The following is a 25104-nucleotide window of genomic DNA, read 5'->3' on the forward strand; positions in this document are numbered from 1 at the left end:
GGTTTTCTCATGTTTAATTTTAATCTGGGTATGATTTTTACTTGCCTAACCCAAGCTCACTCTCGAACTTGTTATCTTCAGCGTGCTTGGCTAGGAATGCTGATTTTTTTGGTGGGAGCGCCTTCCTTCGCTACTACCCTTAGCCTTCAAGAGGCGCAACAGCTCGCGCTCAACCAAGATATTTATTCTCAAGGCAGCAAACTTCAAGAGGCTGCGTATCAGCATGACAGTGATGCGGCTGATAGCTGGGATAATCCTACTATCACCACGACACTGCAAAGCGTACCAACAGATGGGTTTTCACTTAATCAAGAGCCCATGACTCAGTTGAAACTGGGGATTCGACAAGCTATGCCAAGAGGAGACTCTGCCAGCATTTCTCGCACCATCGCTATTGAACAAGCCCAAAAAGAACCGGTGAAAAGAGCGGCAAGGCGAGCCTGGTTGTTGCGAGAAGTGTCGATGGATTGGTTGGCGTGGTATCAAGCGGAACAAACCGTAATCTTATTGCGTGAAGAGACGCAGTCGATACTGCAACTGCTCGAAATGGTTGAATCGTCTTACCGAAGTGGTGTGGGCGGTACGCAGCAACAAGACATCATTCAACTACGTCTTGAGCGCTTACGCCTAGAAGATACGCTTTTGCAGGAACAGCAAGCTGCATCGGTGGCGTTGGCGCAGTTGTCGAGGTGGTTCGATTTCTCCAGTGAAGTTAGTTTTACTGTGCCCGAAACACTTAATCATCGCGACATATATCCTTTTAATGCCTCCTTCGCTAGGCAGGTTGAGCGACGTGACTTACTATATATTATTGATGCTCACCCTTCTGTGCAGTTGCTTGCCAAAGACGAGATAGTTGCCACGCAAAAATTGAGTCTTGCGAAAGAACAAACCAAACCTATGTGGGCCTTCGAAGCAGCCTACGGATATCGACAAGATGCGCAAAATGGGATGAGCCAAGCTGACTTTGTTAGTGTGGGTGTCCAAGTTGATTTACCTTTGTTTAGCAGTAAGCGGCAAGATGCCAATGTGTCGGCGTCAGCGGCAAGGTTAGGGGCGACATCCACACAGCGACGACTAGAAGTCAGACGATTAGCAGCCCTTGCCGAAGCAAGTGAAACACAGCTTGTCAGCTTACTTGCCAGGCAGCAGTTATTTGATACCGCATTACTTGCACAGTCCGAGCGGTTAGCCGAATCCGCGCTTAATGCTTACATGGCCGATAAGGGCGCATTCGACGATGTAATGCGTGCACGTATATCGCACATTTCAGCAAAGTTAGATGCCCTAGCACTTCATGTCGATATAGCAAAAAATTTAGCCGAACTCGCTTATCTGTATTACCCGCTAATACAAGAACAACCTAAAGACACCCATACCTTAAACAGCCAGACACACCCCCGATTCAGCCAATTCGGTTATGGACACTCACTTCAATTCGGCGGTAGACACCCACTTCAAACCTCCGATTCAAACAGTGGACAACTAATCACTAACATGGACACCCATAAATCAGCTATTGGTTCAAGCAGAGGTTCAAACATAGACACCCACACAATCACTGCCATAGGAGCACAACAATGAAGACGCTATTTATTCTTATAGTCGGGTTACTTGGTGGTGCAGCCGCAGTGTTTGTTTGGAATACACATATTCATGGCCAGTTCGGTGTTGAAGCGTTGGCTACCAACGGTGATAACAAATCAAATAATAAAGCGCCCCTTTATTGGGTTGCGCCAATGGATGATGCTTATCGTCGAGATAAACCGGGTAAGTCGCCTATGGGTATGGATTTAGTACCAGTATATGCAGCATCAGGTAGCAGCGAAAAACGTGATGATGGAGAGGTGATAATTTCGCCTCAAGTACAGCAAAATATGGGCGTTAAATTTACCACGGTAAAACGAGGGAGGCTGGATTTAACCTTCGACGCTGCGGGAAATGTTACCTACAACGAAGACTACTTAGTGCATATTCACCCCAGAGTAGAGGGCTGGATTGATAAGCTATTTATTAAAACGGAAGGTGAAGCTGTTAGCCAAGGGCAAAAATTATATACGCTTTATTCGCCCGCGCTGGTGACTGCCCAAGAAGAGTTTGTGATTGCGCTAAAGCGAGGAGATACGCGTTTAGCCGCAGGTGCAAAACAACGCCTTAAAGCACTGCATTTATCTGCTGGGTTTATTGCGCAACTTGAAAAAAGTCGCGAAGTTTCGCAAACCATTACCTTCTTTGCTCCCCAAGATGGCGTGGTCGAGCATTTAGGCGTACGCGAAGGCTTCTATGTTCAACCTGGCACTACGGTGCTTAGTATTGCTCGCTTAGACAGTGTATGGGTTGAAGCCCGTGTATTTGAGCAAGATGTTCCTAACGTAACGCTTGGCCAGCAGGCATCTATCACGTTCGACTATTTGCCAAGTAAGACCTTTACAGGAAAAGTCGATTTTATCTACCCAGCACTAGATGTTGAAACCCGTACCCTTAAAGTGCGAGTTACTTTAAAGAACGACAGTGGTGATATTAAGCCCAATATGTTTGCCAATGTGACTTTTACTAAGCAAACCGAACAGCCTGTGCTGTATGTGCCTTATCAAAGCGTTATTCACATTCAGTCGCAGGGTCAAAATCAAAACCGAGTCGTTATGAACGTTGAAGAAAGCTTTAAATCTATTGCTGTCAGCGTTGGGCGAAAAGCAGGGGAGTTCATTGAAATAACCCAAGGCGTAAACGAAGGTGACAACATCGTATTGTCGGCGCAATTTTTGATTGATTCAGAGTCGTCTAAAACATCAGATTTCAAACGCATGCAGACGCCTCTTGACCAAGAAAAGCACAACGATGAAATGAATCACCATGAAATGAACCACCAAGAAGTACATCAAGATACCAAGCACCACGAGGACATGGCACGCGACGGCATGTCACACGATGGCATGTCTCACGATGGCATGTCTCACGAGTCTGGTCAGCCTAATGCCGAGGACCAAAAGGCGAAGAACGACGCGGCCATGCACAATGAGACCAAGAACCACGAGGGTATGCACCATGATTGAAGCCATAATTCGCTGGTCGGTGGCCAATCGCGTATTGGTGCTGCTGGCAACGGTATTTATATCCATTGGCGGAGTAATAGCGGTAAAGCATACCCCCATTGATGCCATTCCTGATTTATCTGATGTGCAGGTAATTGTAAAAACCAGCTATGCAGGGCAATCGCCTCAAGTAGTGGAAGATCAGGTGACCTATCCGCTCACCACGGCCCTAATGTCGGTGCCGGGTGCAAAAACCGTTCGAGGGTTTTCGTTTTTTGGAGATTCTTATGTGTACGTTATTTTTGATGACAGCACAGATATGTATTGGGCGCGCAGCAGGGTACTGGAATACCTAAGCCAAATAACGCTGCCCGATGGCGTGGTACCCAAACTAGGTCCTGATGCTACTGGGGTAGGCTGGGTATACATGTATGCTCTAGTCGATGAGTTAAATAACCACGATGCTGGCGAGCTTAGGGCTCTGCAAGACTGGTTTTTAAAGTATGAATTGCAAAGCGTGCAAGGGGTGTCGGAAGTCGCCTCTGTAGGCGGCATGGTTAAGCAATATTTACTACAACTGCATCCGCAAAAGTTGCAAGCGTATAACGTGCCTTTGCGCCATATTGAAACGGCACTCGCCCAAGGCAATAATGCCGCGGGGGCGTCAGTGATAGAAATGGCTGAAGCCGAGTATATGGTGACATCTTCCGCTTACCTTTCGGGTACCGAAGATATTGCTAGTATTCCCTTGGGCATTGCTCACAACGGCGTGGCGGTAACAATAGGTGATGTTGCAAATGTTATCGAGGCGCCCCTTATGCGCAGAGGTATCGCTGAGCTAAACGGAAACGGCGAAGTGGTAGGTGGCATAGTAGTCATGCGCTATGGCGAAAATGCGAAGGCGACAATCGATAACGTAAAAGCGCGTCTTGAAACCTTAAAAGCCAGTTTGCCTGATGGTGTAAGCATAGTACCTGTATACGACCGATCCACCCTTATTGATAATGCCGTTAATACCTTGTGGAGCAAGCTTGTTGAAGAGCTTTTCGTGGTAGGTGCAATATGCTTAGTGTTTCTTTTTCATGTGCGCTCATCGCTGGTTGCCATAATCACTTTACCTATTGGCATATTAATGGCCTTTATTGTGATGAAATTCCAAGGGCTTAACGCGAACATCATGTCTTTAGGCGGCATTGCTATTGCCATTGGAGCTATGGTGGATGGCGCTATTGTGTTGGTTGAAAATCTGCACAAGCATATTGAGCAGGCCAAAGTGCAAGGGAAGCCTGTTGAAGGGGAGGCCCGTTGGGCACTGGTAGTGAAGTCAGCCACCGAAGTGGGCCCCGCCTTGTTCTTTTCACTGCTGATAATAACGGTGTCATTTATTCCTGTTTTTACCTTAGAAGCACAGGAAGGGCGTATGTTTGCCCCTCTTGCCTTCACGAAAACCTATGCCATGGGTGCTGCAGCGGCGTTAGCCATTACGTTGGTGCCAGTGTTAGCTGGCTATTTCGTCAAAGGCAACTTAAAGGCGGAGCATAGCAATCCGTTAAACAAGGCTATTTCAACAGGGTATGTTAAGGCGCTAACGGCTGCGCTGAACCATCCTCGAAAAATACTGTTCGCGGCCCTGATTGCTTTAGCTTCTGTGGTATGGCCCATGCAACATATTGGGAGCGAGTTCATTCCATCCTTAGATGAAGGTGATTTGCTCTATATGCCTACCACTTACCCAGGTATTTCGGTGGGGAAAGCAAGGGAATTACTTCAACAAACAGATAAGTTGATTGCCACAATTCCTGAGGTGCAAAGCGTATTTGGTAAAGTGGGCAGGGCAGATACAGCTACCGATCCTGCGCCTTTAACCATGATAGAAACCTTTGTGCAATTAAAGCCAAAATCGCAATGGCGTGCCGACATGACGACATCAAAACTAAAGGAATTATTAAACAGCCAAGTACAATTTCCAGGCGTCTCGAATGCTTGGGTGATGCCAATCAAAACCCGTATCGATATGCTTGCTACCGGCATTAAAACCCCAGTGGGTATTAAAATAGCGGGGCCAGAATTGGCCGGCATTCAGCAGGTGGGTAAACAAATAGAAACTGCTCTAGAAGACTTCGAAAATACCGCATCGGTATTTGCCGAGAAAGTAGCAGGCGGACGTTATATCACTATTGATATTAGTCGTGACAGGGCGGCACGATATGGGCTCAATGTTGTTGATATTCAAGAGGTTATCAACACGGCAATAGGTGGGCGCAAGCTGGGTGAAACAGTAGAGGGAAGGCAGCGCTTTCCTATTAGTATGCGTTACCCGCAGCAGTATAGAGACTCTCCAGAAGCACTTAGGCAACTTCCCATCATATTAGCAAGCGGCGTTAATATTGCGTTGGGCGAGGTAGCCACTATTGCCGTTGAGGGGGGACCCGCGGCAATAAAAAGCGAAAATGCCCGATTAAACGGTTGGGTATTTATCGATATTGAAAGCGGTGACCTAGGCAGTTACGTGAAAAGTGCAAAACAGCATATTGCCAATACGGTTTCCCTGCCCCCAGGCTATTCCCTAACGTGGGCAGGGCAGTTTGAATACTTAGAAAGGGCTGAAGCAAGGCTTAGCGTAGTGGTGCCCTTAACGTTAGCCGTAATTGTGTTACTGCTGTATTTAAGCTTCAGGCGAATTGCAGACGTAGCCCTTATTATGGTCACCTTACCGTTAGCATTGATAGGCAGCTACTGGCTATTGTATGCACTGGAGTTTAATTTCTCGGTGGCTGTTGCCGTGGGGATTATTGCCTTAGCAGGTGTCGCGGTAGAAATAGGCGTTATTATGCTGGTATACCTGCATCAAGCGGTCAAAGCTTTTGATGAAAAAGCGTGCTCTACTTTGAATGCTCAAGTATCTGAAAAGCAAATGAAACACGCACTTAAACAGGCAGTCATTGAAGGCGCTACTCGGCGTGTAAGGCCAGTAATGATGACGGCGTTGTCTATTATTATCGGCTTATTGCCCGTGCTGTATGCAACGGGAACCGGTGCTGAAGTTATGCGGCGTATTGCTGCCCCTATGGTGGGCGGTATGGCAAGTGCGCTGGTACTCACCCTGTTTGTGCTACCTACTCTGTTTTACCTTGTTCAGGTGTGGCAGTTGAAGCGACGTTCGTGAGAGAAAGCTAAACATAGGCACTGCGACCTTAATAACCCAAAAGAACAGCCAAAAAAGGCAGTTAGATCAACCTAACTGCCGATTTCCATCAGTTAAAAATAAACGCTAAGGCACTATTAGTGCTTGCTGGCGTAATCTTCCACTTGGGTCCATACCCGTAACAAATTGCCGCTCAAGATCATTTCAATATCTGCACGGCTGTATTTTCTGTCCAGTAACCCTTGAACTAAATTAGGGAAGCTAGCCACGTCTTTTAGGCCGATAGGTAGCGAATCACCTACGCCGTCATAATCAGAACCAATCCCCACGTGCTCAATACCAACCAGTTCTACTACATGGTCAATATGGTCAAGTACTTCATCAAGTGTTGAGTAAGGGTAAGGCACTTCTTTGCGGTAGTTAGCTTCGAAGTCTTCCAGTTTCGGGCTATCTTCACCTTCGGCGGCGATTAATGCTTTGCGCGCTTGTGTTAGCCCCGTGCGCCACTTACCTGCTTCTTTTGTCACAAAGCTTGAGCCAAAGTTAATCATAATAACGCCGCCATTGTCGCCCAATGCTTTTACCATCTCATCATTCATATTGCGCTCGAAACCCGGTGTAAAGCGGCGAAGAGACGAGTGAGAAGCAATAACAGGCACCTTCGTCAGTTCAATAACCTGATAAAAGGCATCATCTGAAACGTGAGAAATATCAAGCATGATGCCGATGTTGTTCATTTCAGTCACCAGCGTTTTACCAAACGGGCTTAATCCGTTCCACTGACGACGCAAATCGTAAGACGAGTCTGAAATATGGTTCGACTGACTGTGGGCTAATGTAATGTAGCGAATACCACGTTCGTGAAATGCTTCTAAATTAGCTAAATCGCCTTGAAGGGGAGAGCCATTTTCCATCCCCATAGGTAAGGAAATTATGCCTTTCTCGAACTGCGCTTTTACGTCTGACGGGCTTTTTGCAATAGCAAATTTATCAGGGGCTCGCGCCACAATGGCTTCCACAGAGTCAATAAGCAGATGAGCAAGCTGGGTAGATTCCGGTGAATTATCTAAACTCGCAGGTACATAAATTGACATGAAAGGGGCGTTCAAGCCGCCTTTTACAGCGCGAGGGTAATCAAAGTCTCCATCTTCTGTGGCTTCGGTTACATCTACCCATGCGTTTTTAACGCGATAAGGCACATCAATATGGCCATCAACAATAATTGTTTCGTGGGCTATTTTTACCGCTTTTTCGCCTGCAGTGTAAGTGGGGGCATCGTCAGCAATGGCTGATGCGCAAAGTAGAGTGGAAATTGCGAGTGCACAAGATTTTAGCGGGAAGAAGCCCTTCATTCTGTTTTTTCCTTATCGTTGTTGTAAGACAAAAGACTAAAAGAAAACCTTGATACCTACAATGCTCTAAATGCCTTAATCTTTTATTTCTTCTAATTTCCATTCATTTCGGGCTTTTTCATTCCCCGAGCCGCTAAAAACAGTAAAATTGTGCGTTTTTAGAGCGGTTACTACCATTCACTTTAATTTTACATTGCAATAAAAATTTAAAACTTGTTATTGTGTGGACGCGTGACTTCATAACGCGAATGCGGGATACTCCCGAGCGCGTCGCCGAATAGGATGAGAGTGAGTTCATCCGCGCGGCCTACATAATTTTTCGTGGCACCCCTCACTTCTCAGTTATTTTACAGGGGCCACAGTAAACAAGTATGAGAAAGAAAATGGCTATTAATTTTGTACCGCTAGATAAAGAAAAACACAAAGACGTAAAAGTCGCGGTTAGCAATACCTTTAAGTTTGCGAAAGATACGCACCTTGCTGCAGCCACTATCCGTGAGTTTGCTCAATTAGCTGCTACTATGCCGCTAGTATTTATTGAAGATGCTAATGCTAAACGCCACCATGTTGTTGCAATGCTTGGTATGGAACAGAACAAAAACCTGTTTCTTACTGGCGACAAATGGCAGGGCCCTCACGTTCCAATGAATATTCTTCGTTACCCTTTCGATGTTCGCCCTGATGGCGATAAGTTAGGTGTATACATTGATGAAAACAGCGATTTGATCGGTGAAGAGGGCGAAGCCCTATTTACTGACGCTGGTGAGCCAACGGAATTCTTGCAAAATCGTCAGCAGTTCTTAGCTGACCTTGCTAACAGCGAAATGATGACTCAGCGTTTTGTTCAACAAGTTGTTGACCTAGACCTGCTAGATCCAATTCAAATTCGTCTTACTTACCAAAGCGGCCAACAACGTAACGTTACTGGTATGCTAAGCATCAATGAAAAGAAAGTACTTGAGTTGCCAGAAGAGAAAGTAACTGAGCTTCACAAGTCTGGTTTCTTAGGCGCCATGTACGCTGTAATGATGTCAGCAGGTCAATTGAACCGTTTGGTTGAGCTTTCAAACGGTACAGACAACCCAATTCGCAGCATGCAATTGTCAGTTGTTAAGCCTGAAGAAGCACAAGCTGAAGCGCCAAGCGCATAGGCTTTATCATCCACTAGGATGATGTAAACCGCTAAGCTAGATAAAAAACCGATACTGGGAAACGAGTATCGGTTTTTCGTATTTAAAGTCTGTAGTTTTTTCTAACCCCTATTTATTTTGCCCCTCTTTTCTTAGGGGTTATCAACTACTTCGCCAAAACACTGTATGTAACTACAGTTTAAAGCCAGTAAATACGTGGCCTTCACTATGCTTTTTAGCTTGACAGTGGGGATCATTGATACCTAAACTGTCAGTTAGTGGGTAAATGTGGCGAATAGTGGATCGAACCATCATTGTTTTGCAGATCAGTACTCAAAAAACAAGAAAACCAAGAGCAAAATATAGAAGGCTAGGGGAATGTTCCGCGGCGCTAACGCAATCAATCTAGACACAAAAGGCAGACTAGCGATACCAACAAAGTATCGGCAGTCGCTGCTGGATGATTGTAATGGACAGCTGGTCTGTACGGTCGATACACAGCAAAGTTGTTTGCTGCTTTACCCACTTCCCGAATGGGAAGAAATTGAGCTTAAACTCATTAAGTTTTCAAGCATGATTCCGGCGGAAAGACGCATGCAGCGTTTGTTGCTGGGGCATGCAACAGAAGGTGAAATGGATAAAAGCGGACGAATTCTGCTGCCTACTCCTTTACGCCTTCATGCTCACCTATCAAAAGAAGTCATGTTAGTTGGTCAGTTGAATAAGTTTGAAATTTGGGATGCCGAAGTATGGGCTGAGCAAGTTGAGCTTGATATGGATACCGAACGCAAAGGCGAATTTGAACTCACCGAACGTTTACAGGACTTTTCCTTATGAGCCAATCTAACGAATTCAAACATGTTTCCGTGTTACTCGATGAGTGCATAGAAGCCTTAGCCATCAAACCTAACGGCATTTATATTGATGCCACATTTGGCCGTGGAGGCCATTCTGCGCATATTCTTGATGCACTTGGTAGCGATGGAACTTTAATTGCGTTTGATCGCGACCCACAGGCCATAGAAGCGGCTAAGCGTTTTGCCGATGATAGTCGTTTCCGTATTATTCATTCTCCTTTTGGTGACATGGCTGAAGAAATTGAAGCCCTTGGTTTAACCGGAAAGATTGACGGCGTATTAATGGACTTGGGTGTTTCATCCCCTCAGCTTGATGATGCCGAACGTGGATTTAGTTTTCTTCGTGACGGCCCGTTAGATATGCGTATGGACACTTCACGTGGTGAAAGTGCAGCCGATTGGCTAGCCCGTGCTGAAGAACAAGACATTACCCAAGTGATTAAAGAATTTGGTGAAGAGAAGTTTGGCAAACGTATTGCGCACGCCATTGTAAATACCCGTGAAACCACACCGATAACGCGTACTGCTCAGTTAGCCGCACTTATTGACGAAGCGGTACCTGTTAAAGATAAGTTTAAACATCCTGCTACTCGGGCATTTCAAGGTATCCGAATTTACATCAATGCTGAACTAGAACAGCTGCGAATAGGCCTAAAAGCAGCCACTCAAGTGTTAGCAAAAGAAGGGCGTTTGGCGGTTATTTCTTTTCATTCTTTAGAAGACCGTTTAGTAAAACGCTTTATAAAAGACCAAAGCAAAGGCAAATCAGTACCGCATAATTTGCCCATAACCCAAGCTGAGATAGATGCCGATAAAGTATTAAAAGCCTTAAGTCGGGCCATAAAACCCTCTGAATTGGAGATTGCGAACAACGTTCGCTCACGCAGTTCCGTGCTAAGGGTGGCCGAAAAGCTATGACGTTAGGTAAGCCTGATAGGGCAAATACAAACTTCAGTTTACTACTGATTATTGTGTCAGATTTAACCCGCAACAAGTTGCGGGTTTTGTTGTATTTAGCGGTTCTGCTTAGTGGCATGGCGGTTATTCTCGGTAGCCACCAAAATCGTCAGCAAGTTATTGCCCTTGAAGACCTGATGCAACAAAAAGATGAGCTTGACGTTGAATGGCGAAACTTAGTGCTAGAACAACGTGCGCTTACCGAACATAACCGCATTGAAACCTTGGTTGAAAAGCAACTTGATATGTACCGTCCTACAGCCGATGACGAAGTGGTGGTAAGACTTAAATGACCACGCCTACCGTCAAACGTAGCCGCAAAGCGAGCGGAGCAAAACAGAATGTCACACCAAGTTTGGTGCATTGGCGCTTTGTGGTTGTGCTCCTCGTCGTTATCTCGGTTTTTGCGGCGCTTGCTGCCCGCGCGGCGTTTATTCAAGTTATTGAGCCTGACGAACTTATTCAACAAGGTGATAGCCGTACATTGCGCACGCGCAACATGCCTACCTATCGCGGTTTGGTAACGGATAGAAATGGTGTTGAGCTAGCGGTAAGCGTGCCGGTTCGTGCTATTTATGCCGATCCTAAAATTATTCATGAGAACGATGGTTTGGCTGAGCCCCGCCGTTGGCAGGCGCTTGCCGATGTATTAGGGCAATCGGTAGATAGCTTGCAAGAAAAAGTAAGCAATCCTAAGCGTCGATTTGTGTACCTACAACGTCAAGTGTCGCCAGCTATGGCAGAGTATGTCGATAAGCTTGATATTCCGGGCATTTACTTGCGCCGTGAGAGTCGTCGTTATTATCCAACCGGTGAAGTATCAGCGCAATTAATCGGGGTAACCGATGTGGATGATACGGGTGTTGAAGGCTTAGAGCGTATGTACGATGACTGGCTAACTGGCACGCCAGGCTCACGTAAAATTCGTCGCGATGCCAAAGGCCGTCAGGTAGAAATTTTAGAAACTACCTCGGGTGAAGATGCGGGTAATCTGCAGCTGACTATCGACCAGCGTATTCAGGCTTTGGCGTACAAAGAAATTAAAGAAGCCATGATTTACTATCAGTCTAGCTCTGCTTCTGCAGTGGTGATTGATGTGAAAACTGGCGACGTACTGGCCATGGTAAATGCGCCTTCGTTTAACCCTAATGATCGCAGCAATATTTCCCCTCACCGTATGCGTAACCGGGTTATTACCGATGCATTTGAGCCAGGCTCTGCGTTAAAGCCATTAGCCGTGTTGACCGCCATGGAGTTTGGTGACGTTAACGCAGAAGATGTGATTGATACCAATCCTGGTTGGATGCGTTTAGGCGGAAGCTTAGTTAAAGATTCACGCAATTACGGTGAACTTACCCTTGAAGAAATTATTCAGCATTCGAGCAATATGGGTACCTCGAAACTCGCGCTTTCTGTTCCTAAGCAGTTTCTACTCGACACATACTACAATATTGGGTTGATGTCAGATACTGGTCTTAATATGGCCGGTGAAAGCAGTGGTATTTTCTACGACCGAAGTCGGTGGTCTGAGTTTGAACTGGCAACATTGTCATTTGGGTACGGTATTTCCGTGACTACCGCACAACTTGGTAGGTTGTATGCCACTTTGGCTAATGGTGGTATCAAGCAGCCATTGAATATTATTAAGTCGCCACAGCAAACCGGATGGCAGGGCCAACCTGAACGGGTAATCAGCGAAGAAAATGCGAAAGCCATCGTGCAAATGATGGAAAGCGTAACCCAGCGAGGCGGCACAGCGAAAAAAGCAGCCGTACCAGGTTACCGCGTAGCAGGAAAAACCGGTACAAGTCGTAAAGCAGTCGCGGGCGGTTATGGCGAAGAATATGTGAATATTTTCGCGGGTATAGCCCCTGTTTCCGACCCCAGACTTGTTACCATTGTGCTTATCAATGAGCCGGGCGGTGATTTGTATCACGCCGGTGACACGGCAGCACCCGTGTTTTCGTCAATTATGGGCGGCGCATTACATATGCTGAACGTAACCCCTGATGATAAGCATGTAACCTCAGGCGCATGGCTAAAAGGGGGCAACCATGGTAGTTAATTCCTTTATTCAAAGTGCCCGTGCGCTACTGGCAAAATTTGGTATCGATGCACCCGATATTCGTATCGAAGGGTTAACCTTAGATAGCCGCGAAGTGAATACTAAAACCGCATTTGTTGCGGTCAAAGGTCACGAACGTGACGGAAGAGATTTCATACCTCAAGCCATTAGTTTAGGGGCGCGTGTCATTCTGGCGCAAACTGACGACAGTCAGGCCCATGGTCATCTCGAAATGCGTGACCATTCGGTGATTATTTCGCTATATCAATTACCTAGCATGTTATCGGCACTGGCGGCTGCGTTTTACGACTATCCGGCTTTGAAAATGATGACGGTGGCGGTGACTGGGACTAACGGAAAAACCTCGACAGTTCAATTGCTTACCCAGTTAAAAGATGCTCTGGGGACGCGCAGTGCCAGTGTGGGAACCTTAGGTAGTAGCGTATATGAAGGTGAAAATACCCAATGGGTAACAACCGCTGCAGCTAATACCACCCCCGATGCTATTCGTCTGCAGTACGTGTTGGCAGACTTTGTGCAATGTGAAGTGCGACATACGGCGTTTGAAGCCAGTTCTCATGCATTAGTGCAAGGCCGGTTAAGCCAAGTGAAAACAGATATTGCAGTATTCACTAATTTAACCCGTGACCATCTAGATTATCACGGCACCATGGAAGAGTACGCGAAGGCAAAACGGTTGTTGTTAGATCAACCTGGCCTTGAAGCTGTAGTGTTGAATGTAAACGATAGCGAAAGCCAGAATTGGGCTAACTATTTAGATACAAATGCAGCTAAGCATAAAGGGTTAGAGAGAAGCGAAGATAAAAAGCCGAGCGTTATTCGAGTATGGACAGGATTTGAACCCACTGAAGACATTCTAACCACGCACAAACAACCACAAGATCGCCATTGTTTCGCCACAAATGTTTCATACCATTCCTCAGGAATTCGATTCGACCTTGTTTCTTCATGGGGCGCAGCGCCTATTGAATTGGCATTGTTTGGCTCGTTTAACGTGAGCAATGCGTTAAGCGCTATTTCATGCTTATTGGCGCAGGGCGAACGCTTTGAAAATGTAGTGCGGGTAGTGAATGGTTTACAACCTGTACCGGGAAGAATGGAAGTGTTTCCCGTCGAAGGCAGTGCCAGCATGGTCGTTGATTATGCGCACACACCCGACGCGTTAGAGCAAGTGCTGAAAAGCGCTAAAACACATACCGCGGGTAAAGTGTGGTGCGTGTTTGGATGTGGTGGCGATCGTGATAAAGGCAAACGCCCCTTAATGGGAGAGGCGGCTGAGCAGTATGCAGATGTCATTGTCATTACAACTGATAACAGTCGTAGTGAGTCGCCTGAAAGCATTGCTAGTGATATTAAGGCGGGTTTGCAACGTGCCAACGATGCAGTAGAAGAAGCAGATAGAGAAAAAGCTATTCGCTATTGCTTAGAAAATGCAGATAAGAACGACATCATTGTAGTGGCTGGTAAAGGCCATGAAGATTACCAAATTATTGGTACCCAACAGACAGACTATAACGAACGTACAGTTGTGGCTCGACTACAACAGGAGTACAAAAAATGATAACTACAACACTGTCGTGGATAGCCAGCCAAATAGACGGCAAACTTGACGGACAAGATTGTGAAGTCAATGCAGTAAGTACAGACACGCGAACCTTAGATTCGGGCTCTGTGTATCTTGCATTAAAAGGCGAGAACTTTGACGGCCACGCCTTTGCAACAAGCGCTGAAAAAGCAGGCGCAAGTGCAATTATTGCCAGCGAACCTGTGAATGTATCCATTCCTGTGGTGTATGTTGAAGACACTAAACTGGCCTTAGGTCTTTTAGGCGCTGCCGTAAAACGCGAAGTGGCACCTAAAACCATCGCTGTTACAGGAAGTAGCGGTAAAACTACCGTGAAAGAAATGTGTGCGGCCATCCTTGAGCGCCGTGGCTCAGTACTCGCCACAAACGGCAATTTCAATAATGATATTGGGGTTCCGCTTACCTTACTTCGCCTAGAGCAACACCACGAATATGCGGTGATGGAATTAGGCGCAAACCACCTAGGTGAAATTGCTTACACCACTAATCTGGTTAAGCCAGACGTTGCCACTATTGTAAATGCCGCTGCTTCTCACCTTGAAGGGTTCGGAAGTTTGTTAGGTGTAGCGCGTGCAAAAAGCGAAATTTTTAAAGGCTTAGGCGATAGCGGCATTGCCATTGTTAATCTAGACAGCCAATTTGCCGATTTCTGGCAAGGTAAGCTTAAGCAAAAGCGGGTGTTAACCTTCTCGCCAATGCAAAAGAACGAAGCCGATTTTACGGCAGAAGACATCATTGTAGGCCTTGATGGCTGCGCAGCATTTCAGTTGTGTAGCAACGAAGGTGAAGCTGCTATTCAATTAACTATTCCAGGTATTCACAATGTTGGGAATGCGCTAGTAGCTGCGGCCCTTACCATGCAATTAGGTGCCACCCTTGAGAACGTGCGTGACGGTTTGCTTGCGATGAAGCAAGTGAAAGGGCGCTTAAATGTTAAGACCTTGGGCAGCCAAGTGCGTTTGCTTGATGACACCTACAACGCCAATGTTGCCTCTGTGAATGCGGCTATCGATACACTAAGTACTTTCTCTGGCATCAATGTTTTGATATTGGGCGACATGAAAGAGCTGGGCGAAAAAGCGCGCTTTTATCATGAGCAAGTAGGTAATTACGCATTGAGTAAAGGCATTGATTACCTGTATTCGTTTGGTGTGCTAAGTCAGTCTGCGAGTGCCGTGTTTGATGATGTTACAGGAAAAAATGCGGCTGGAAAAAACAGCGGTCATTTCACCGATATCGACAGTTTAATGCAAGCGCTAGAGCAAGACTTACAAGTAGAACAACAAGATATTTCAATTTTAGTAAAAGGCTCACGCAGTTCTCGTATGGAACGCGTGGTAGAGGCGATTGAGGCCTCTTCGCTGGGAAAGTTTGAACGCCGTCGGGAGCGTATTGCATGTTAATTTGGCTAGCTGACTGGCTGACACAATTTGATACTGGGTTTAACGTATTTTCATACCTTACCCTAAGAGCGATTTTAAGTACGTTAACGGCGTTGCTCATTGCTATTTTAATTGGCCCAAAAATGATTCGTTATCTGCAAACTATGCAGATAGGGCAAACCGTTCGTGATGATGGCCCGCAAAGTCATTTATCTAAATCGGGTACACCTACTATGGGCGGCCTACTGATTTTAGCGGCTATCGTAGTCAGTGTTTTACTGTGGGCAGATTTAAGCAACCGCTACGTATTAGTGACCTTAGCCGTGGTGGTGTCTTACGGCATTATTGGCTTTGTTGATGATTACCGCAAAGTTATTCGCAAAGACTCAAAAGGCTTGATTGCTCGCTGGAAGTATTTCTGGCAGTCGGTGGTGGCTATTGGGGTTGCTTTTTTCTTATATAGCAGCGCCACGTTAAGTGCTGAAACCTCGTTGCTTATCCCCTTCTTTAAAGAAGTGTTTCCGCAACTAGGCGCCTTTTTTATCATTATTACTTACTTTGCCATTGTGGGCACAAGTAACGCGGTAAACCTAACTGATGGCCTAGATGGTTTAGCCATCGTGCCCACTATTTTAGTGGCAGGCGCTTTCGCTATTTTTGCTTATGTAACCGGGAACGCAAACTTCGCCGATTACCTCAACATTCCACATATTCCACTTACTAGTGAGTTGGTTATTGTGTGTACGGCCATTGTCGGCGCTGGGCTAGGATTTTTATGGTTTAACACTTATCCCGCACAAGTGTTTATGGGGGATGTAGGTTCATTGGCGTTAGGTGGAACATTAGGCGTGCTCGCTGTGCTAGTTCGCCAAGAAATTGTACTGATTATTATGGGCGGTGTGTTTGTCGTTGAAACGCTATCGGTCATTTTGCAGGTGGGGTCATTTAAGTTGCGTGGACAACGCATTTTTAGAATGGCACCTATTCATCACCATTACGAATTAAAAGGTTGGCCAGAGCCTCGAGTTATAGTGCGCTTCTGGATCATTTCTATCATTTTAGTCCTTGTTGGGCTGGCAACGTTGAAGCTTAGGTAATGACATATAACGTACGTGCACATTCTTATGTGGTAGGCGGCCTTGGAGTAACAGGTCAGGCTTGCGTGCGTTTTCTAAAGCAGCAAGGGGCGAAGGTAAAAGCTTTCGATACCCGCGATACTTTCAATGTGTCAGCACCATTAAATATCTGCGTCACCACTGGGTCATTGCCTCGTGATTTTTTCGCAGGCGTTGATACCTTGGTGCTTAGCCCAGGTCTACCTCTCGATATTGAACAAGTAATACATGCCAAAGCCTGTGGTGTTGAAGTGATTGGCGATGTGGAATTGTTTGCTCGTCTTAACACTACGCCGACGATAGGTATTACCGGTTCTAACGGAAAAACCACGGTTACACTGCTAACCACTCACATGCTAAAGGTTTGCGGGTACGAGGTTTGTGAGGCGGGTAATGTAGGGCGTCCAGTGCTTGAAACTCTTCCAGAGTCCTTGGAAGAGCTTGAGACTCAGTCTCCTGCTTTGGATGTTATTGTTTTAGAGCTATCCAGTTTTCAGCTTGAAACGACAACTAGCTTGAAGCTAAACGCCGCATCAATTTTAAATGTCAGTGATGATCATTTAGACAGACACGGCGATATGCAGCACTACACAGCTGCCAAACAACGTATTTTTAGCCATTGTGATACCGCAGTAGTATGGCGCGGCGACCAGCAGGTAGCACCAACGTCAAACTGTGAAAACACCATCACCTATGGCCTTGATGCTAGCGATACCGGTTTTGGTTTAAGCGAAGGTGCTATTACTTTTGACGGTGAATTGGTGCTTAATACCGCCGATATCCGTTTGGCGGGTATGCATAATGTGCTAAACGTGATGGCGTCGTTGGCATTATGCCAAGCGTTTAATACTTCAATGAATAAACCAGACTTACTTAGCAAAGCTGCCCTTGCGGTGGCAAGCTTCACTTCAGCGCCGCACCGCTGTGTAGAAATTGCCAACATCAATGGCGTGAAGTGGATAGATGACTCAAAGGCTACCAATGTGGGGGCCACCATCGCTGCTATTCAAGGGCTTGCACCTACCACCAAAGGAAAGATTATTCTCATTGCTGGTGGTGATAGCAAAGGGGCAGACTTAAGTGCATTAAAACCAGCGCTGGTTGAAAGTGTGAGTGAAGTGATAGCCCTTGGCAAAGACGCAGAAAACTTCAGCGCTATTTTTAGTGAAACCACGATAGTGGCTTCAATGGAGATGGCAGTGTCGGCTGCTAACTTACGTGCTAGTAACGGCGATATTGTCTTACTGTCTCCGGCTTGTGCCAGTATCGACATGTTTAAAAACTATATGCACCGCGCACAAGTATTTACCGACGCAGTCACACATATTACCACAAGTGTAAAATTTGCCCGTGACGCAGGCGCAATGAAAGAAGCAGGAGGCTTGCCATCATGATGACAGCTGCCAATGCTTCCCACGCAAATAGCGGGCAAAAAACAAAAGATATGTCGTCAGCAGACACTAAATTAAGTGCATTATTTGCCGCGCGTCATGACGAAAAAAATCTTCAAAGCCCTTACGATATCGGCTTAATCATTGTTGCGTTAGCGCTAATGACGATTGGTATTATTATTGTGACATCAGCGTCAATGCCGGTTGCTGAACGAATTCACGATAACCCTTTTTACTTTGCTATTCGCCACGGCATCTACATAGTGGGGGCAATTATTGCTGCCATGGTGGTACTAGAGCTTCCCATGCAGTTTTGGCGTACAGCAAACCCTTATTTGTTATTGGCGGCCATTGGGCTGTTGGTGGCAGTACTGCTTATTGGGCGCACCGTAAACGGTAGTACCCGTTGGTTGGCACTAGGCCCCATTACCATTCAAGCGGCAGAGCCTGCCAAACTTTTTTTCTTCACTTATTTAGCGGGTTACCTCGTTCGCCGTTATGAAGAAGTAACCGAAAACTTAAAAGGTTTTATTAAGCCGTTAGTGGTGTTTTTCGCGTTAGCTATGTTGCTGCTGCTACAACCCGACTTAGGTACTGTGGTTGTGATGTTTGCCACTACCATTGGGCTGCTATTTTTAGCGGGCGCTCGCTTGTGGCAGTTTTTTGCATTGGTATTCGCGGGCGTATTGGCGGTTGTTGCTCTTATCGTATTTGAAGAATACCGCATGAAACGGGTTACCTCTTTTCTCGATCCTTGGGCAGACCCATTCGGCGCTGGCTATCAGCTAACTCAGTCATTAATGGCTTATGGTCGTGGCAATTGGTTTGGCCAAGGTTTGGGCAACAGCTTACAAAAATTAGAGTTTTTACCAGAAGCGCATACCGATTTTGTTATGGCTATTTTAGCTGAAGAGCTCGGCTTCGTGGGTGTGCTTGCCGTACTCGGTTTAATTTTATGGATGGTGGTGCGTGCCCTACAGATAGGGAATAAAGCGTTATTGAAGTCACGTCCGTTTGAAGGGTATTTAGCTTACAGCGTAGGTATTTGGTTTAGTTTTCAAACCGCTGTAAATATTGGTGCAAGTGCAGGTATCCTGCCCACCAAAGGGTTAACGCTGCCATTAGTTAGCTACGGCGGCTCATCGCTTATTGTTATGTCTGTTGCGGTGGCCTTACTGTTGCGAATCGATTTTGAATTGCGTGTAGACGGTGTTCAAGCATTAGGGCGTGGCGATAATAAGAAAACCAGCAAAGTGAAAGCAAAGCCTTCCGCTAAGTCTGGGGCGACACCGCCTGTGAAAACCAAGCACACCAATGCTGAACCTTTTGCTGACGCCGATGCGGATTACAACCAAGACTCTGGTGTGAACGCTTCTGATATAAAAGAGACTAAGGAAGAAGCGCCAGCAGCTACATCAAAAAACGCTGGAGCAAAAAAAACGGCTAGTGCAATTTCTCCTGAAGACGAAGGCAAAGCAGGCATCAAAGCCATTTTAGCCCGAGTATCTAAGGAGGCCACAAGTGAGTAAGCGTTGCTTAATTATGGCGGGTGGCACTGGGGGGCATGTTTTCCCTGGTTTAGCTGTTGCTCACGCGTTGCAATCAGCTGGCTGGGAAATAGAATGGCTTGGTACTGCTGAGCGAATGGAAGCCGACGTTGTCCCTAAACATGGTATTCCCATTCACTTTATTCCAGTGAAAGGTATCCGCGGAAAAGGGCTTAAAGCGAAGTTGTCGGGCGGAATAGCGCTGATCAAAAGTTTATTCTCGGCTCGGCGTATCATTAAGCGGATACAACCAGATTTAGTGCTGGGTTTTGGTGGTTATGCCAGCGGACCTGGCGGTATTGCGGCAAAATCCTTAGGCATTCCCGTGGTTATACACGAGCAAAATGCGGCCGCAGGTATGACAAATAAGTTATTGGCCAAAGTCGCTACGCGGGTGTTACTCGGTTTTGAAGATGCTAAACCACAATTTGCTAGCGTTGCGTCTAAAGTGCACACCGTGGGCAATCCTGTGCGGGACGAAATTTGGCAGGTTAACCCGAAAGAACAAGTTACAGATGAGTCAACAAACGGCAAACTTAACGTATTGGTTGTTGGCGGAAGTTTGGGTGCCAAAGTACTTAATGATACTGTGCCCGACACTTGCGCGGCGCTAAACGGTTTATCTATTCGTCATCAATGCGGAAAAGGCAATAAAGCGTCGGTAGAGGCGCTTTATGCGGGGTCGGATAATTCCGTTGAAGTTAGCGACTTTATTGATGATATGGCAGCAGCCTATGAATGGGCTGATTTTGTGATTTGCAGAGCGGGCGCACTTACCGTTGCAGAAGTGGCGGCAGCCGGCAGGGCAGCATTGTTTGTACCTTTGCCACACGCGGTAGACGATCATCAGACCAAAAATGCGCAGTCGCTAGTGAAACACGGCGCAGCCATTATGATCGCGCAATCAGCATTGAAAGACAATTTAAGGCAGGCAGTTCGGCACTGGGTTACACACCCTAGCGATTGCCTAAAAATGGGTGCAGTAGCAAGGCAACACGCCAGTACTCACGCCACTGAACAAGTAGTAAGCCATTGCATGGCAGTAGTAGGAGTAGGGGAATAATGGTTTTTAAGACCCCATTTGAGAGCCCGCAAATGCGCAGGGTGAAGAAAATATTTTTTATCGGCATTGGCGGTGCGGGTATGGGCGGTATTGCAGAAGTACTGCTTAATGAAGGTTACGACATTGCTGGTTCTGATATAAATTCAGGGCCTATGACACAGCGCCTTAGTGATCTGGGGGTGGATGTAAAAATTGGTCATAAAGCACAAAACGTTGATGGTATGGACGTGATTGTGGTTTCTAGTGCCATTAACGAAGCTAACCCAGAGATTATTACCGCTAGAGAACAACGTATTCCAATTATACGTCGTGCGGAAATGTTAGCGGAATTGATGCGTTTTCGCCATGGAATTGCTGTGGCCGGAACCCACGGTAAAACCACAACAACCAGTTTGATCTCGACCATATTTGCACAAGCGCAGTACGATCCAACGTTTGTGATTGGCGGCTTGTTAAATAGTGCAGGTACTAACGCACGTTTAGGCCGAAGCCGGTATTTAATTGCTGAAGCTGACGAAAGTGATGCATCGTTTTTGCACTTGCAGCCAATGGTGTCGGTAGTCACGAATATTGAAGCTGACCATATGGATACCTATGGTGGTGACTTCTCGAAAGTGAAAGACACCTTTGTTGAGTTTTTAAGTAATTTGCCATTTTATGGGCAAGCAATCGTATGTGGCGACGACGCCAATATTCAAGATATTAGCCCTCGCATTGGCCGAAGTATTATTACTTATGGTTTTGAAGCGCATAATGATGTTCGTGCCCAGGATATTACATTATCGTTTGGACAAGCTAATTTCACTGTTATACGCCCAGAGCGCGAGCCGTTGAAGGTAACACTAAACCTTACCGGTAATCACAATGTGCTAAATGCATTGGCAGCTATTGCGGTAGCGACTGATGAAGGCATTGATGATGACGCCATTGTGGCCGCATTGGCAAGCTTTGGTGGTATTGGTCGTCGGTTTGAAGTACTTGGCGATTTTGATACCAGTGTGGGTAACGTTACCTTGGTTGACGACTACGGCCATCACCCTACAGAAGTGAAAGCGACAATAGCGGCTGCAAGGGCTAATTGGCCCGAGAATCGCTTAGTGATGGTGTATCAACCACACAGGTTCACCCGTACTCGTGATTTATACGAAGACTTTGTTAACGTACTTTCTACGGTAGATGTATTGCTATTGCTAGACGTTTATCCGGCCAGTGAACAGCCTATTGAAGGTGCTGACAGTAAATCTTTGTGTCGTTCTATCCGTCAACGTGGCCAAATCGAGCCCGTTTACGTGGGCGGCAAAGAAGCGCTTCCCGCTATTCTTGCCAATATTTTGGTAGAAGGCGATATCGTGATGACGCAAGGTGCTGGGAATATTGGTCAAATTGCTAAGTTGTTAGCGAGTCGTGAGATGGAGCCCAAAGCGCTGCATCAGGAGAGCGACGCATGAGTCTTTTTAGCAACGTAACAAAATATGATGCTGCCGCCTTTGGAAAAGTAGCGGTCATGTTTGGCGGCGATTCCGCCGAACGTGAAGTGTCGCTAAACTCAGGTAACGCGGTGCTTGCAGCGCTTTTACGTAAAAATGTAAACGCCATCGCTTTTGACCCAGCAGAGCGACCGCTTACTGATTTGATCAGCGAAAAAGTCGACCGCGTGCTTATCATGTTACACGGCCGAGGTGGTGAAGATGGCTCAATGCAAGGGGCACTACAACTGCTCAAAATTCCTTATACCGGTACGCCGGTTTTAGGTTCCGCATTGGCGATGGACAAGATTCACACCAAGCAAGTATGGCAAAGCCTTGGCTTACCTACTGCTAAATATGAAATTGCTGATAAAAGGCGCTTTGAAGCTGGTAAGTGCAGCGCTATAATGGAAAAGTTGGGGAATGAAGTCATGGTAAAACCGGCCCGAGAAGGGTCGAGTATTGGCATGGCAAGAGTGACAAGTGCTGAACAACTCGAAAATGCCATACAGGACGCCTTTAACTATGACAATCAGGTTCTGTTAGAGCAATACATTAATGGCCCTGAGTTTACGGTTTCAGTAATTCAGGGGCAGGCATTGCCGTCTATCCGCATGTCTACTCCACATACGTTTTATGATTATGCTGCAAAGTACCAAGACGATACCACCGAATACTTTTGTCCAAGTGGTTTGTCTGTCGAGCAAGAAGCACATCTTGCTCAGCTATCGACGCAAGCATTCGATTCTATTTCTGGCTCTGGCTGGGGTCGCGTTGACGTAATGCAGGATAGTGATGGGCACTTTTATTTGCTTGAAGCGAATACGGTGCCGGGAATGACGGAAAAAAGCTTGGTGCCTAAAGCGGCCAAAGTGGCAGGGTTAAGTTTTGATGAGCTGGTATTGGCAATATTGGCCACCAGTTTTGACCCTGACAGCAGAGCATAAAACGCAATGACGAGTAAGACGAGCACTGCAAGCGCTGCGAAAAGTAAACCAGCCAAAGACAAAACGTCTTTGTGGGGCGGTGTAGCGTTCTTATTGTTTGTTATTGCGGCATTGGTGTTTGGGGCTGTGAAGGCCAACGACTATATGCAAGATGAGCAGCAAATGCCTGTTCAGGTAATTGATTTTTCTGGCGATTACCAACATGTGAATATTACTAGGCTAGAGCGCCTGATAAGAAAATCACAACCGGGCAGTTTTTTCGCCCTAGATGTGAATGAAGTGTTTGAGCTGGTAGAAGCACAGCCATGGGTATATCGGGCGTCGGTACGCAAAAAATGGCCAAATACGTTAAAGATATATTTGGTTGAGCAGCAACCCGTTGCCAAATGGAACGAAGATTTGTTGCTAAACCCCTACGGCGATACGTTTAACGCCGATGGGCATGATTTAGCCTTACCAAGGTTATACGGCCCAGGTGGTAGCGAGAAGACCGCGCTTGAAGGATATAACTCCATGCATGCGCTGTTAGCCACTACCGCCATGAATATTGAAGAATTATCGTTGAGCGAGCGCTTCGCATGGCAAGTTCAACTTGAAAATGGTATTGAATTGAATTTAGGGCGCAAGGAATTTATCGATAGGTTACAACGCTTTATCGATGTATATCCTTTACTTGCGCAGCAAGAGAAGACGGTGAAATATATCGATCTTCGTTACGATACGGGTGTCGCGGTTGGCTGGGAAAACAGCAGCAGCGATACAACAAACAAAGAGAGTTAAGGAAACCATGTCAAAACCTGCTGAACGTAATTTGATTGTAGGCTTAGATATAGGCACTAGCCAGGTAAAGGCTGTAGTGGGCGAGCTGTTAGACGACGATCAAATCAGTATCGTTGGTGTCGGTACGCATGCTGCAAAAGGCATGGATAAAGGCGGCGTAAATGACTTAAACCTAGTGGTTAAGTCGGTGCAACGTGCGGTAAATGAAATGGAGCTAATGGCAGATTGCCGTGTTTCTTCAGTTTTCATGTCTATTTCAGGCCGTCACGTAAAATGCCAAAACGAAAACGGTATGGTGCCGATTAATAACCAAGAAGTAACCCAAGAAGACGTAGACAACGTTATACATGCAGCACGTAGTGTTCCTATTGCAGCTGAACGCAGGTTACTTCATGTTTTACCACAAGAATTTACTATTGATGTGCAAGAAGGAATTAAGAACCCAATTGGCATGTCAGGCGTAAGAATGGAAGCCGACGCACACATCATTACGTGTGCAGACGATATGGCGAAAAATTTAGTGAAGTGTGTTGAGCGCTGCGAACTAAACGCCGACCAATTAATATTTTCAGCATTGGCATCAAGTTATGCTGTGCTAACGGATGATGAGCGTGAATTAGGTGTGTGTGTAGTCGATATTGGTGGTGGCACCATGGATATCGTTATCTACACAGACGGTGCCATTAGGCATACTGCTGTTATCCCTGTTGCCGGTAATCAGATTACCAGTGACATCGCTAAGATTTTCCGTACGCCAATTAGCAACGCAGAAGAAATTAAAGTTAATTATGCCTGCGCGCTGAAAGATATGGTCAGTATGGAAGAGAGTATTGAAGTGCCGAGTGTAGGCGGGCGTGCCGCGCGAGTCATGTCGCGACATACGCTAGCTGAAGTGATTGAGCCTCGATACCAAGAACTTTTTGAACTGGTACATGATGAAATTCGTGCCAGTGGTCTGGAAGAGCAAATTGCTGCCGGCTTAGTGCTAACCGGTGGTACCGCCAAAATGGAAGGTGCGGTTGAATTTGCCGAGGAAATTTTCCAGATGCCTGTGAGAGTAGGCAACCCAATCAACGTTAAAGGTTTATCTGAATACGTTGATGATGCAGGATTTGCAACCGTCGTAGGGCTTCTGCAATACGGCAAAGTGCAAGCAGATAATAAGAAGTCCAGTAAGCAAAAAACCGGTGAGAGTTTATTTCATCGCGTGCAAAGCTGGTTTAAAGGTGAATTTTAATTTTTTGGGGTCGCTATAGCTACGGCATCACG

At 46.2% G+C, this 25104-nt stretch carries 19 protein-coding genes; 18 read left to right on the plus strand and 1 reads right to left on the minus strand.

What is annotated here, in order from left to right; translation table 11 throughout:
• Positions 1-9 precede the first annotated feature (9 nt).
• From R1T43_RS05395 to R1T43_RS05405, 3 genes are read left to right on the plus strand one after another with little or no spacing between them, the layout of a single operon-like run.
• On the plus strand, positions 10-1584 hold the full coding sequence (locus R1T43_RS05395; protein ID WP_317353667.1) for a TolC family protein: 1575 nt from the start codon (positions 10-12) through the stop codon (positions 1582-1584).
• Entirely contained in the window at positions 1581-3053 is a 1473-nt protein-coding gene (locus tag R1T43_RS05400; RefSeq protein WP_317353669.1) for an efflux RND transporter periplasmic adaptor subunit, read from the plus strand. The genes R1T43_RS05395 and R1T43_RS05400 overlap by 4 nt, the downstream gene beginning before the upstream one ends.
• A complete protein-coding gene (locus R1T43_RS05405; RefSeq protein ID WP_317353672.1) occupies positions 3046-6198 on the plus strand; it encodes a CusA/CzcA family heavy metal efflux RND transporter in 3153 nt (1050 codons plus the stop codon). The genes R1T43_RS05400 and R1T43_RS05405 overlap by 8 nt, the downstream gene beginning before the upstream one ends.
• 116 nt (positions 6199-6314) lie before the next feature.
• Here R1T43_RS05405 and R1T43_RS05410 read toward each other — a convergent pair whose 3' ends face one another.
• Complete coding sequence (locus tag R1T43_RS05410; protein WP_317353674.1) at positions 6315-7529, minus strand: dipeptidase; 1215 nt, start codon at positions 7527-7529, stop codon at positions 6315-6317.
• 383 nt (positions 7530-7912) lie between these two features.
• Between R1T43_RS05410 and R1T43_RS05415 the strand changes: the two genes are divergently transcribed.
• From R1T43_RS05415 to ftsA, 15 genes are all read left to right on the plus strand, one after another.
• Complete coding sequence (locus tag R1T43_RS05415) at positions 7913-8680, plus strand: SapC family protein (protein ID WP_317355691.1); 768 nt, start codon at positions 7913-7915, stop codon at positions 8678-8680.
• Between the two features lie 357 nt (positions 8681-9037).
• Positions 9038-9496: a division/cell wall cluster transcriptional repressor MraZ gene (gene mraZ / locus R1T43_RS05420; protein WP_057789935.1), complete on the plus strand. Its 459-nt coding sequence runs from the start codon at positions 9038-9040 to the stop codon at positions 9494-9496.
• Positions 9493-10434 carry a 16S rRNA (cytosine(1402)-N(4))-methyltransferase RsmH gene (gene rsmH / locus R1T43_RS05425; protein WP_317353678.1) on the plus strand — a complete coding sequence of 314 codons (942 nt, stop codon included), beginning with the start codon at positions 9493-9495 and terminating at the stop codon, positions 10432-10434. Before mraZ ends, rsmH begins: the two co-directional genes overlap by 4 nt.
• The gene (gene ftsL / locus R1T43_RS05430; RefSeq protein WP_013782930.1) at positions 10431-10766 is read left to right on the plus strand and encodes a cell division protein FtsL; all 336 of its coding nucleotides are present in this window, start codon (positions 10431-10433) and stop codon (positions 10764-10766) included. The genes rsmH and ftsL overlap by 4 nt, the downstream gene beginning before the upstream one ends.
• Positions 10763-12538, plus strand: a complete 1776-nt coding sequence (locus R1T43_RS05435) for a penicillin-binding transpeptidase domain-containing protein (protein ID WP_317353681.1) — start codon at positions 10763-10765, stop codon at positions 12536-12538. Before ftsL ends, R1T43_RS05435 begins: the two co-directional genes overlap by 4 nt.
• Positions 12528-14120, plus strand: coding sequence for a UDP-N-acetylmuramoyl-L-alanyl-D-glutamate--2,6-diaminopimelate ligase (locus R1T43_RS05440; RefSeq protein WP_317353685.1), 1593 nt, complete (start codon positions 12528-12530; stop codon positions 14118-14120). The genes R1T43_RS05435 and R1T43_RS05440 overlap by 11 nt, the downstream gene beginning before the upstream one ends.
• Positions 14117-15547 (plus strand): UDP-N-acetylmuramoyl-tripeptide--D-alanyl-D-alanine ligase, encoded by a 1431-nt coding sequence (locus R1T43_RS05445; protein WP_317353688.1) that lies wholly within the window; start codon positions 14117-14119, stop codon positions 15545-15547. The genes R1T43_RS05440 and R1T43_RS05445 overlap by 4 nt, the downstream gene beginning before the upstream one ends.
• Entirely contained in the window at positions 15541-16623 is a 1083-nt protein-coding gene (gene mraY / locus R1T43_RS05450; protein WP_057789946.1) for a phospho-N-acetylmuramoyl-pentapeptide-transferase, read from the plus strand. The genes R1T43_RS05445 and mraY overlap by 7 nt, the downstream gene beginning before the upstream one ends.
• Entirely contained in the window at positions 16623-18035 is a 1413-nt protein-coding gene (gene murD / locus R1T43_RS05455) for a UDP-N-acetylmuramoyl-L-alanine--D-glutamate ligase (protein WP_317353693.1), read from the plus strand. Before mraY ends, murD begins: the two co-directional genes overlap by 1 nt.
• A 50-nt stretch (positions 18036-18085) precedes the next feature.
• Complete coding sequence (gene ftsW / locus R1T43_RS05460) at positions 18086-19561, plus strand: cell division protein FtsW (RefSeq protein WP_317355694.1); 1476 nt, start codon at positions 18086-18088, stop codon at positions 19559-19561.
• The gene (murG, locus tag R1T43_RS05465; protein ID WP_317353696.1) at positions 19554-20642 is read left to right on the plus strand and encodes an undecaprenyldiphospho-muramoylpentapeptide beta-N-acetylglucosaminyltransferase; all 1089 of its coding nucleotides are present in this window, start codon (positions 19554-19556) and stop codon (positions 20640-20642) included. The genes ftsW and murG overlap by 8 nt, the downstream gene beginning before the upstream one ends.
• Complete coding sequence (gene murC / locus R1T43_RS05470) at positions 20642-22090, plus strand: UDP-N-acetylmuramate--L-alanine ligase (protein WP_317353698.1); 1449 nt, start codon at positions 20642-20644, stop codon at positions 22088-22090. The genes murG and murC overlap by 1 nt, the downstream gene beginning before the upstream one ends.
• The gene (locus tag R1T43_RS05475; protein ID WP_211071683.1) at positions 22087-23055 is read left to right on the plus strand and encodes a D-alanine--D-alanine ligase; all 969 of its coding nucleotides are present in this window, start codon (positions 22087-22089) and stop codon (positions 23053-23055) included. Before murC ends, R1T43_RS05475 begins: the two co-directional genes overlap by 4 nt.
• Positions 23056-23061: 6 nt before the next feature.
• On the plus strand, positions 23062-23835 hold the full coding sequence (locus tag R1T43_RS05480) for a cell division protein FtsQ/DivIB (protein ID WP_317353701.1): 774 nt from the start codon (positions 23062-23064) through the stop codon (positions 23833-23835).
• 7 nt (positions 23836-23842) lie between these two features.
• Complete coding sequence (gene ftsA, locus R1T43_RS05485) at positions 23843-25072, plus strand: cell division protein FtsA (RefSeq protein WP_057789956.1); 1230 nt, start codon at positions 23843-23845, stop codon at positions 25070-25072.
• The last annotated feature ends 32 nt before the right edge of the window (positions 25073-25104 follow it).

Origin of the sequence: Alteromonas sp. CI.11.F.A3 (assembly GCF_032925565.1) — a bacterium.
Classification (GTDB): Bacteria; Pseudomonadota; Gammaproteobacteria; order Enterobacterales; family Alteromonadaceae; genus Alteromonas.

What these genes read in the sequence shown, in the direction of transcription:
- R1T43_RS05395 (WP_317353667.1), top strand. Translation starts at nt 10, where the DNA reads ATGTTTAATTTTAATCTGGGTATGATTTTTACTTGCCTAACCCAAGCT.
- R1T43_RS05400 (WP_317353669.1), top strand. Translation starts at nt 1,581, where the DNA reads ATGAAGACGCTATTTATTCTTATAGTCGGGTTACTTGGTGGTGCAGCC.
- R1T43_RS05405 (WP_317353672.1), top strand. Translation starts at nt 3,046, where the DNA reads ATGATTGAAGCCATAATTCGCTGGTCGGTGGCCAATCGCGTATTGGTG.
- R1T43_RS05410 (WP_317353674.1), bottom strand. Translation starts at nt 7,529, where the DNA reads ATGAAGGGCTTCTTCCCGCTAAAATCTTGTGCACTCGCAATTTCCACT.
- R1T43_RS05415 (WP_317355691.1), top strand. Translation starts at nt 7,913, where the DNA reads ATGGCTATTAATTTTGTACCGCTAGATAAAGAAAAACACAAAGACGTA.
- mraZ (WP_057789935.1), top strand. Translation starts at nt 9,038, where the DNA reads ATGTTCCGCGGCGCTAACGCAATCAATCTAGACACAAAAGGCAGACTA.
- rsmH (WP_317353678.1), top strand. Translation starts at nt 9,493, where the DNA reads ATGAGCCAATCTAACGAATTCAAACATGTTTCCGTGTTACTCGATGAG.
- ftsL (WP_013782930.1), top strand. Translation starts at nt 10,431, where the DNA reads ATGACGTTAGGTAAGCCTGATAGGGCAAATACAAACTTCAGTTTACTA.
- R1T43_RS05435 (WP_317353681.1), top strand. Translation starts at nt 10,763, where the DNA reads ATGACCACGCCTACCGTCAAACGTAGCCGCAAAGCGAGCGGAGCAAAA.
- R1T43_RS05440 (WP_317353685.1), top strand. Translation starts at nt 12,528, where the DNA reads ATGGTAGTTAATTCCTTTATTCAAAGTGCCCGTGCGCTACTGGCAAAA.
- R1T43_RS05445 (WP_317353688.1), top strand. Translation starts at nt 14,117, where the DNA reads ATGATAACTACAACACTGTCGTGGATAGCCAGCCAAATAGACGGCAAA.
- mraY (WP_057789946.1), top strand. Translation starts at nt 15,541, where the DNA reads ATGTTAATTTGGCTAGCTGACTGGCTGACACAATTTGATACTGGGTTT.
- murD (WP_317353693.1), top strand. Translation starts at nt 16,623, where the DNA reads ATGACATATAACGTACGTGCACATTCTTATGTGGTAGGCGGCCTTGGA.
- ftsW (WP_317355694.1), top strand. Translation starts at nt 18,086, where the DNA reads ATGTCGTCAGCAGACACTAAATTAAGTGCATTATTTGCCGCGCGTCAT.
- murC (WP_317353698.1), top strand. Translation starts at nt 20,642, where the DNA reads ATGGTTTTTAAGACCCCATTTGAGAGCCCGCAAATGCGCAGGGTGAAG.
- R1T43_RS05475 (WP_211071683.1), top strand. Translation starts at nt 22,087, where the DNA reads ATGAGTCTTTTTAGCAACGTAACAAAATATGATGCTGCCGCCTTTGGA.
- R1T43_RS05480 (WP_317353701.1), top strand. Translation starts at nt 23,062, where the DNA reads ATGACGAGTAAGACGAGCACTGCAAGCGCTGCGAAAAGTAAACCAGCC.
- ftsA (WP_057789956.1), top strand. Translation starts at nt 23,843, where the DNA reads ATGTCAAAACCTGCTGAACGTAATTTGATTGTAGGCTTAGATATAGGC.